At 77.5% G+C, this 9,961-nt stretch carries 1 protein-coding gene; it reads left to right on the forward strand.

Annotated elements, in window-relative coordinates:
- Nucleotides 1-930: 930 nt before the first annotated feature.
- The coding region (locus RKE29_RS23885) for a type I polyketide synthase (RefSeq protein WP_312007660.1) at nt 931-9,961 on the forward strand (9,031 nt) is incomplete at its 3' end.

Here is a 9,961-nt window from a genome sequence, read left to right on the forward strand (position 1 = left end):
GGGCTGAGCGCGGGCGCGGACTCCCGGCCGACCGGGCCGACCGGGCCGTCACCCCGCCGCCCGGCGCCGTCCGCCCCCCTGGATCCTCCGGCGGCCGAGCCCGCGCCGCGGCGGGCGGCCGTCAGCCGCGCCACGGCCCGGGGCGTCGCACGCGGCCGGAGGGGTACCCGGAAGGCCGGGCCGGGCCGTACCCGGCCAGAAAACGCGGAAAAGATTGCCGTCAGGTAAATTCGGCACACACGCGACAGGGCCTCCAGCGAGAAACAAGTCGGGCCCGAGCGCATATCAGCCACGCCGATAGCGAGGAAAACACGGAGTATCGATGCAGTACGTCAGGAGGCGTATCCGATACCGGCACGGCGAGTCGACCGGAAGGCACCGATACCGGGATTCCCACGGGATTTCGCGCGGAAATCGCCTCATCGAGGGGTGCGCGTCTCTCTGACCTCAGAGCCACCACACCGATTATCCCGGCCTGTGCCCGTTCATACCGGTTCTCGTACCACGGAAAGACCTGCAAATCACCGCATCTTCCGAGATGCACCGTAAGCACGTGACGTCATCACGACCGATGCAGTAACCACTTGTCGGGGAGGTGGGCGCCGCGTAGAATTCACCAACGGGACAGCGGGCCCACCACCCGCCTCCTTTCACGATGCCGTGCGGCTCCCCCCTCTGAAATCACGGTCCGCGTCCGCCTCGCCCACTCGAAATATCCGCCGCTTTCGCACCCGGTATCCGGTTCTCATTCACCGGGAATTCCCGGCGTCCCGGCCCTGCTCGACCGGTGCATTTTCGCGCGATTTCGCAATGCCTCGCCCTGCCATTCATCGGCATGCCCATTCATCGGCATGGAGCCTCATGACTGAGACACACGCTGTTCCACGGGCCGCGGCCGTCGCCCGCGGTGACGCCGTCGCCATCGTGGGCATGTCCTGCAGAGTCGCCGGCGCCGCCACTCCCGACGAGTTCTGGGCGCTGCTCCGCGACGGTGTCGACGCCGTCAGGGAATTACCGGAGCGCCGCCGGGACACCACGCCGACGGAAGGCTCCGGCGCGGCGGGAGCGGGAGCGGGCCGGTCGCGGCGCGGCGGCTATCTGGACGACGTGGACCGTTTCGACGCGGCGTTCTTCGGCGTCACCCCGGGTGAGGCCGCGCTCATGGACCCGCAGCAGCGGCTCATGCTGGAGCTGTCCTGGGAGGCGCTGGAGAGCGCGGGAATTCCCCCGCACCGGCTGACGGGCACCGCCACCGGCGTCTTCGCCGCCGCGATGTGGGACGACTACGCCGCCCTGCTGCGCCGGGCGAACGCGGCGGCTGCCGGGCCGCGGCAGGTGACCGGCCTGCACCGCAGCATGATCGCCAACCGCGTCTCGTACACCCTCGGCCTGCGCGGTCCCAGCATGGCGGTCGAGGCCGCCCAGGCCTCCTCGCTGGTCGCGGTGCACATGGCGTGCGAGAGCCTGCGGCGCGGCGAGTCCGACCTCGCGCTCGCCGGCGGCGTCAACCTGGACCTGCTGCCGGACGGGTCCGGTGACGCGGGGAAGTTCGGCGGCCTGTCGCCGGACGGCCGCTGCCACACCTTCGACGCGCGGGCCAACGGCTTCGTACGCGGCGAGGGCGGCGCCATGGTCGTCCTCAAGCCGCTGGCCCGGGCGCTCGCGGACGGCGACACCGTGTACTGCGTCGTGGCCGGCAGCGCGGTGAACAACGACGGCGGCGGCGAGGCGCTGACCGCGCCCGACGCCGAGGCGCAGGAGCAGGTGATCCGCGCGGCCCACCGGCGGGCCGGACACGCCGCCGAGGCCGTGCAGTACGTCGAGCTCCACGGCACGGCGACGCCCGTCGGCGACCCGGTGGAAGCCGCCGCGCTCGGCGCCGCGCTCGGCGTGGGCCGACCGCCGGACGCGCCGCTGCTCGTGGGGTCGGTGAAGACCAACATCGGCCATCTGGAAGGCGCCGCGGGCGTCGTCGGCCTGGTCAAGACCGTGCTCGGCATCCGTCACCGGCGGCTGCCGCGCAGCCTCCACTTCGCGACGCCCCATCCGCGTATCCCGTTCGGCAGGCTGGGCCTGCGCGTCCAGGACGCCACGACCGGCTGGCCGAGGCCGGACCGGCCGCTGGTCGCGGGCGTGAGCTCCTTCGGCATGGGCGGCACCAACTGCCACGTCGTGCTGGCGGAGTGGGCGCCCGGCCCCGGCGGCGTCCCCGAGGGCACCGGCGCGGACGGGCCACGCGCGGCGCCGGTGCGCGACCTGCCCGCCGGGGACACGCCCCCGGCGCGTACGCCGCCGGGGCCGGTCCTGGTTCCGCTGTCCGGGGCCACGCCGGACGCCCTCCGGGCCCAGGCGGCCCGCCTGCGCGAACACCTCGCGGACCGCCCCGACGCCGCACCGGCGGACATCGGCTGGTCCGCCGCGACCACCCGCACCCCGCTCGCCGCCCGCGCCGTGGTCCTGGCCGAGGACCGGGCCGGGCTCGACGCCGGACTCGACGCCCTGTGCGGGCCGGGCGCCGGCCCGGACGTGGTACGGGGCGAGGCTCGCCGCCCGGGCCGGACCGCGTTCCTCTTCGCCGGCCAGGGCAGCCAGCGCGCCGGCATGGGGCGCGAGCTGCACGCGAGGTTCCCGGTGTTCGCGGCGGCGTTCGACGCCGTGTGCGAGCACGTCGACCCCCACCTCCCGCACCCGCTGCGGGACGTGCTGTTCGCGCCCGAGGACAGTCCGCGGGCCGCGCTCCTGCACCGCACCGAGTACACCCAGCCCGCGCTCTTCGCCGTCGAGGTCGCGCTCCACCGGCTGCTCGGACACTGGGGCGTGACGCCCGACCTCGTGCTCGGCCATTCGATCGGCGAACTGTCCGCCGCGCACGTGGCCGGGGTCCTGTCGGCCGCCGACGCCGGCGCGCTCGTCGCCGCCCGCGGCCGCCTCATGCAGGCGCTCCCGGCGGGCGGCGCCATGGTGGCGCTGCGCGCGTCCGAGGACGAGGTCCGCGCCCGCCTCTCCGCCGTCGGCGACCGGGTCTCGGTCGCGGCCGTGAACGGGCCGGCCGCCACGGTGGTCTCGGGCGACGAGGATGCCGTGCGGGCGGTCGCCGAGACCTGGCGGGCGGCCGGGCGCAAGGTGACGCCGCTGCGGGTCAGCCACGCCTTCCACTCGCACCGCATGGACGCGATGCTCGACGACTTCGCCGAGGTCGCCCGCGGGCTCGCCTTCCACCCGCCCGCGGTCCCCGTCGTCTCCAACCTGACCGGCCGCCCGCTGTCCGACGAGGAGGCCTGCTCGCCGGAGTACTGGGTCCGCCAGGCCCGCGAGGCCGTGCGCTTCCGCGACGGCGTCCAGCGGCTCCTGGACGCCGACGCGACCGTGCTCGTCGAACTCGGCCCCGACGGCAGCCTCTCGGCGCTCGCCCGCGCGTGCCTGCCGGCCGCGGACCGGGACCGCGTCGCGACCGTCGCCACCCTGCGCGCCGACCGTTCCGAAGCGCGGACCCTCGCCACCGCCGCGGCCCGCCTGCACGTCCTGGGCGCGGAACCGGACTGGGCCGCCCTGTTCACGGGCCTGGGCGCGCGGCGGGTCGACCTGCCCACGTACGCCTTCCAGCGCACCCGCCACTGGCCCGACCCGGCCGGACCCGAGCCCGGAACCGAGCCCGAAACCGAGAGCGGACACCGTGCCGGACCCGAGCCCGCCGAGGCCGGCCCGGCCCCCGTCCCCGCCCTCGCCCGCCGCCTCGCCGGCCTGTCCGTATCCGAGCAGCACCGGCTCGTACGGGACCTGGTCCGCGCGCACGCCGCGGCCGTACTCGGACACGCCGCGCACGACGCCGTCGACCCCGACCGGCCCTACCGCGCGTCGGGCCTCGACTCGCTCGCCACGCTCGACATGGTCCAGCGCCTCGCGGCCGCGACCGGTCTCGACCTGCCCGACACGGCCGTCTACGACCACCCGACGCCCGCCGCCCTCGCCCGCCACCTGCGCGCCCTGGCGCTGGAGTCCCCCACGGCCGGCGCCGCGCGGGCCGCCGCCCCGGCCCCCGCCCCGGCCCACGACGGCGACCCGGTCGCCATCGTCGCGATGGGCTGCCGCTACCCCGGCGACGTCCACTCGCCCGACGACCTGTGGCGCCTGGCGGCCGGCGGCGTGGACGCCGTCGCGCCCTTCCCCGACGACCGCGGCTGGGACCTGGCACGGCTGTTCCACCCCGACCCCGACCACCCCGGCACCACGTACGTCCGCGAAGGCGGCTTCCTGCCCGCGGCGGGCGACTTCGACGCCGAGTTCTTCGGGATCTCGCCCCGCGAGGCCCAGGCCATGGACCCGCAGCAGCGCCTGCTGCTGGAGACGTCCTGGGAGACGCTGGAACGCGCGGGACTCGACCCGGCCGCGCTGCGCGGCGACCGGGTCGGCGTGTTCGTCGGCGCCACCGGGCAGGACTACGGGCCGCGCATGCACCAGGCGGCCGAGGGCTTCGAGGGCTACCTGCTCACCGGCAGCACGCCCAGCGTCGCCTCCGGGCGCGTCGCCTACACCCTGGGCCTGGAGGGGCCCGCCGTCACCGTCGACACCGCCTGCTCGTCCTCGCTGGTGGCCGTGCACCTGGCCGCCCAGGCCCTGCGCGGCGGCGAGTGCTCGCTCGCCCTGGCGGGCGGGGCGACGGTGATGGCCGGGCCGGGCATGTTCGTGGAGTTCTCGCGGCAGCGCGGCCTCGCGCCCGACGGCCGCTGCAAGCCGTTCTCCGCCGACGCCGACGGCACCGGGTGGGCCGAGGGCGTCGGCGTCGTGCTGCTCGAACGCCTCTCGGACGCGCGGCGCAACGGCCACCCCGTCCTCGGCCTCCTCGTCGGCTCCGCCGTCAACCAGGACGGCGCCAGCAACGGGCTGAGCGCGCCCAGCGGCGCCGCCCAGCAGCGGGTCATCCGGCAGGCCCTCGCCTCGGCCGGGCTGTCCCCCGCCGACGTCGACGTGGTCGAGGCGCACGGCACCGGCACCGCCCTCGGCGACCCCGTCGAGGCCCAGGCGCTGCTCGCCGTGTACGGGCGCGACCGCGACCCGGCGCACCCCCTGCTCGTCGGCTCGCTGAAGTCCAACATCGGCCACACGCAGGCCGCGGCGGGCGTGGCGGGACTCATCAAGACCGTCCTCGCGATGCGGCACGGCCTCGTGCCCGCGACGCTGCACCTGCGCGCGCCCTCGCCGCACGTGCGCTGGACGGACGGCGCGGTGACCGTGCCCGCCGGTGCCACGCCGTGGCCCGAACCGGCCGGCGGCACCGGGCGGCCCCGCCGCGCCGGCGTCTCGTCGTTCGGCATCAGCGGCACCAACGCCCACGTCGTCGTCGAGCAGGCACCGCCCGCCGCACCGCCGGACCGCCCCGGCCCGCCGGACCGTACCGCCCGCCCGGCCGGACCGCCCCCGCAGGCGCCCGCCGCCGCGCCGCCGCCCGTGCCCCTGGTCGTGTCCGGCCGTACGGAGGCGGCGCTGCGCGCCCAGGCGGAGCGGCTGGCCCGCCACCTCTCAGCCGCCGACGACACCCTCGGCCTCGCCGACCTCGGCCACGCGCTGCTGCGTACCCGCGCGCGGCTCGGCCACACCGCCGTCGTCCTCGCCGGCACCCGGGCCGACGCCCTGCGCGGGCTGACCGCCCTGGCCGCCGGCGACCCCGCGGACCACCTCGTACGGGGCTCCGGCCGGCCGGAGCCCGGCCCGGCGGGCGGCGCCCCGGCCACCGTCCTGGTCTTCCCCGGACAGGGCTCGCAGTGGCCGGGCATGGCCATGGACCTCCTGGACACCTCGCCGGAGTTCGCCGCCGCACTGCGGGACTGCGCCGACGCGCTGGCCCCGTACGTCCCCTGGTCGCCCCTCGACGTCCTGCACGGCCGGCCCGGCGCGCCGTCTCCCGACCGGGTCGACGTGGTGCAGCCCCTGCTGTTCGCCGTCATGGTCTCGCTGGCCGCGCTGTGGCGGTCCACCGGCGTCGAACCGGACGCCGTCGTCGGCCACTCGCAGGGCGAGATCGCCGCCGCGTACGTCGCCGGCGCGCTGACCCTCGACGACGCCGCCAAGGTCGTCGCCCTGCGCAGCCGCGCCCTGCGCGCCGCCGCGGGCAGCGGCGGCATGGCGTCCGTGCCGCTGCCCGCCGACGACGTGTCCGCGCTCCTCGCGCCCTACGACGGCCGGCTCGGCGTCGCCGCCCGCAACGGCCCCGCCGCCACCGTCGTCTCCGGCGACACCGACGCCCTCGACGCCCTCCTCGCCCGGTGCGAGCGCGACGGCGTCCAGGCCCGCCGCGTCCCCGTCGACTACGCGTCGCACTCGGCGCACATGGAAGCCCTGCGCGAACCGCTGCTGGCCGCCCTCGACGGCATCACCCCGCGCCGGGCGCGGACCGCGTTCTACTCGACCGTCACCGGCGGTCCGCTGCCGGACACCTCGGTCCTGGACGCCGGCTACTGGTATCGCAACCTCCGCCAGACCGTGCTCTTCGAGCCCGCCGTGCGCGCGCTGGGCGACGACGGCCACCGCCTGTTCATCGAGTGCAGCCCGCACCCCGTCCTCACGGTCGGCGTCCAGCAGACCCTCGACACCCCCGGCGCCGAAGCCGCCGCCCCGGCCGGCGGCACGGCGGTCGGCACGCTGCGCCGCGGCCACGGCGGCCGCGCCCAGTTCGCCGCCGCCGTCGCGGAAGCCGTCGCGGGCGGCGCCGCGCCCGACCCCGACGCCCTGTACGCGGGCCGCGACGGGCGGCACGTCGACCTGCCCACGTACGCCTTCCAGCGCCGCCGCTACTGGCTGGCGCCCGCGCCCGACCGGGGCCGGGCCGCCGACCTCGGCCTCGACGCCCTCGACCACCCGTTCCTCGGCGCCGTCACCACCGCCCCCGACGGCACCACCGTGGCCACCGGCCGACTGTCCGCGGCGGCCCGGCCCTGGCTCGCCGACCACGCCGTCACCGGCACCGTCGTACTGCCCGGCACGGCGTTCCTCGACCTGGCGCTGTACGCGGGCGGCCTCGCCGGCTGCCCGCGCGTCGCCGACCTCGCCCTGGAAGCCCCGCTCGCCCTGCCCGCGTCCGGGGACGTGCACCTGCGCGTCGCCGTCGCCCCCGCCGACCCGGACGGACGGCACGCCGTCACCCTCGACTCCCGGCCCGGCACGCCGGACGCGCCGGACGGCCCGGACGCCCTGGGCGGCCCGGACGAACGGCCGTGGACCCGCCACGCGTCGGGCACACTCACCGCGCTCACCGCCGCCGAACCACCCGCCGAACCTGCCGCGCCCGACCTGCGGAACTGGCCGCCCGCCGGCGCCGAACCCGTCGACCTCACCGGCGCCTACGGCCTCCTCGACGACCTCGGGTACGGCTACGGCCCCTGGTTCCAGGGCCTGACCGCCGCCTGGCGGCTCGGCGACGCCCTGTACGCCGACGTGACCCTGCCCGCGTCCCCCGACGGCGGCGACCGCGCCTTCGGCGTCCACCCCGCGCTGCTCGACGCCGCGCTGCACCCGCTGCTCCTCGCCCCCGCCGACGCGCCGCGGCCCACGAGCCCGCGCGTCCCGTTCTCCCTCGCCGACGTGCGGCTCCACGCCACCGGGGCCGAGACCCTGCGCGTACACCTGGCACCCGCGGCCGACGGCGCCACCGCGCTCACCGCCGCCGACGCCACCGGTGCGCCCGTCGTGTCGATCGGCGGGCTGACCCTGCGCGAACTGCCCGCCGGACGGCTCGCACCGGACGCCGCCGCGCCGCGCGACGCCCTGTACCACCTGCGCTGGACCCGGCAGCCGCTGGGCGCGCCCCCGGCCGCCGTGCGGTACGCCGTCGTCGGCGCCGACCGCCTCGGCCTCGGCCAGGACCCGGACGGCCGGTGCACCGCCCACCCGAGCCTGACCGACCTCGACGCACACGTCGCCGCCGGAAACCCGGCCCCCGACCTGGTGTTCGCCGCCGCCCCCGGCACTCCGCCGACCGCCGCGGGCGCGCACCACGCCGCCCGCTGGGCCCTCGACACCGTCCGCGCCTGGCTCGCCGGCGACCGCCCCGACGGGGCCAGGCTCGTCGTCGTCACCCGTGACGCCGTCGCCGCCCGGCCCGGCGACCGGGTCACCGGGCTGTCCACGGCCCCCGTCTGGGGCCTGCTGCGCACCGCCCAGTCCGAACACCCCGGCCGCTTCACCCTGATCGACCTGGACGACCCCGCCCGCTCCGGCCCGGCCCTGCCCGCCGCGGCGGCCGGCGGCGAACCGCAGCTCGCCCTGCGCGACGGCGCCGCCCTCGTCCCCCGCCTCACCGCCGCCCCCGCCCCGGACCGCCGCCGGGCCCTCCGCCCGGACGGCACCGCGCTCGTCACGGGCGGCACCGGCACCCTCGGCGCGCTGGTCGCCCGCCGCCTCGTCACCGAGCACGGCCTGCGCCACCTGCTCCTCGTCAGCCGGACCGGCCGCGACGCCCCGGGCGCGGCGGCGCTCGAAGCCGACCTCACCGCGCTCGGCGCCCACGTGACGATCACCGCCTGCGACGTCTCCCGCCGCGAGCAGCTGGAGCGCGTACTGGCCGGCATCCCCGCCGAACACCCGCTGAGCGCCGTCGTCCACACCGCCGGCGTCCTCGACGACGGCACCCTCCAGACCCTCGCCCCCGACCGGCTGGACGCCGTGCTGCTGCCCAAGGCCGACGCCGCCTGGCACCTGCACGAACTCACCCGCGACCGGGAACTCGACGCCTTCGTGCTCTTCTCGTCCGTCACCGCCGCCACCGGCAACGCCGGCCAGGGCGCGTACACGGCCGCCAACGCGCTCCTCGACGCCCTCGCCGAACACCGCCGCGCGGCCGGACTCCCCGCCAACGCGCTCGCCTGGGGCCTGTGGGCCGAAGGCAGCGGCATGACCCGCCACCTGGACCGCGCCGACCTCGCCCGCATGGCCCGCGGCGGCATCGCGGCCCTGCCCACGCCGGCCGGACTGGCCCTGTTCGACGCCGCACTGCACCACGACACGCCCTACACCGTCCCCGCGCGCCTCGACCGCGCCGCCCTGCGCGACCTCGCCGCGGCCGGCACCGTGCCGGCCGTACTGCGCGGACTCGTCCGCGCACCGCTGCGCCGCGCCGCCGACGCGCCCACCGGCGCCGACGACGCCCCGTCCTGGGTCCGCCGGATGGCCGACCTCCCCGCCGACCAGCGGCCGCTCGCCATCCTCGGCCTGGTGCGCGGCCAGATGGCCACCGTCCTCGGCCACGGCGACCCCGAAGGACTCGACGCCGACCGCGCCTTCCGGGACCTCGGCTTCGACTCGCTCACCGCCCTCGAACTCCGCAACCGGCTCAACGCGCTCACCGGCCTCCGGCTGCCCGCCACCGCCGTCTTCGACCACCCCAGCGCCACCGCGCTCACCGCGCGCCTCACCCGCGAGGTCACCGGCGGCACCACCGCGCCCGACACCCCGGCCCGCGGCCACGCCACCGCCACGGCCGACGCCGGACACGACCCGATCGCGATCGTCGGCATCGGCTGCCGCTACCCGGGCGGTGTCACCGGCCCCGACGACCTGTGGCGCCTGGTCGCCGACCGGACCGACGCCGTCGGCGGCTTCCCCGCCAACCGCGGCTGGGACCTGGCGAACCTGTACGACCCCGACCCCGACAGCCCCGGCAAGGTCTCCACCCGGCACGGCGCGTTCCTCCACGCGGCCGACGCGTTCGACGCCGAGTTCTTCGGCATCCCGCCGCGCGAGGCCGCCGCGATGGACCCGCAGCAGCGCCTGCTGCTGGAGACGTCCTGGGAGGCTCTGGAGCACGCGGGCATCGACCCCCGGTCGCTGCGCGGCAGCCGCACCGGCGTCTACACGGGCGTCATGTACAACGACTACGCGGCCCGCCTGCACCGGGCGCCCCGCGGCTACGAGGGGATGCTGCTGGCAGGCAACGTCGGCAGCGTCGCCTCCGGCCGCGTCGCCTACACCC

Source organism: Streptomyces sp. B1866 (genome assembly GCF_031932565.1).
In the GTDB taxonomy this organism is placed as follows: Bacteria; Actinomycetota; Actinomycetes; order Streptomycetales; family Streptomycetaceae; genus Streptomyces.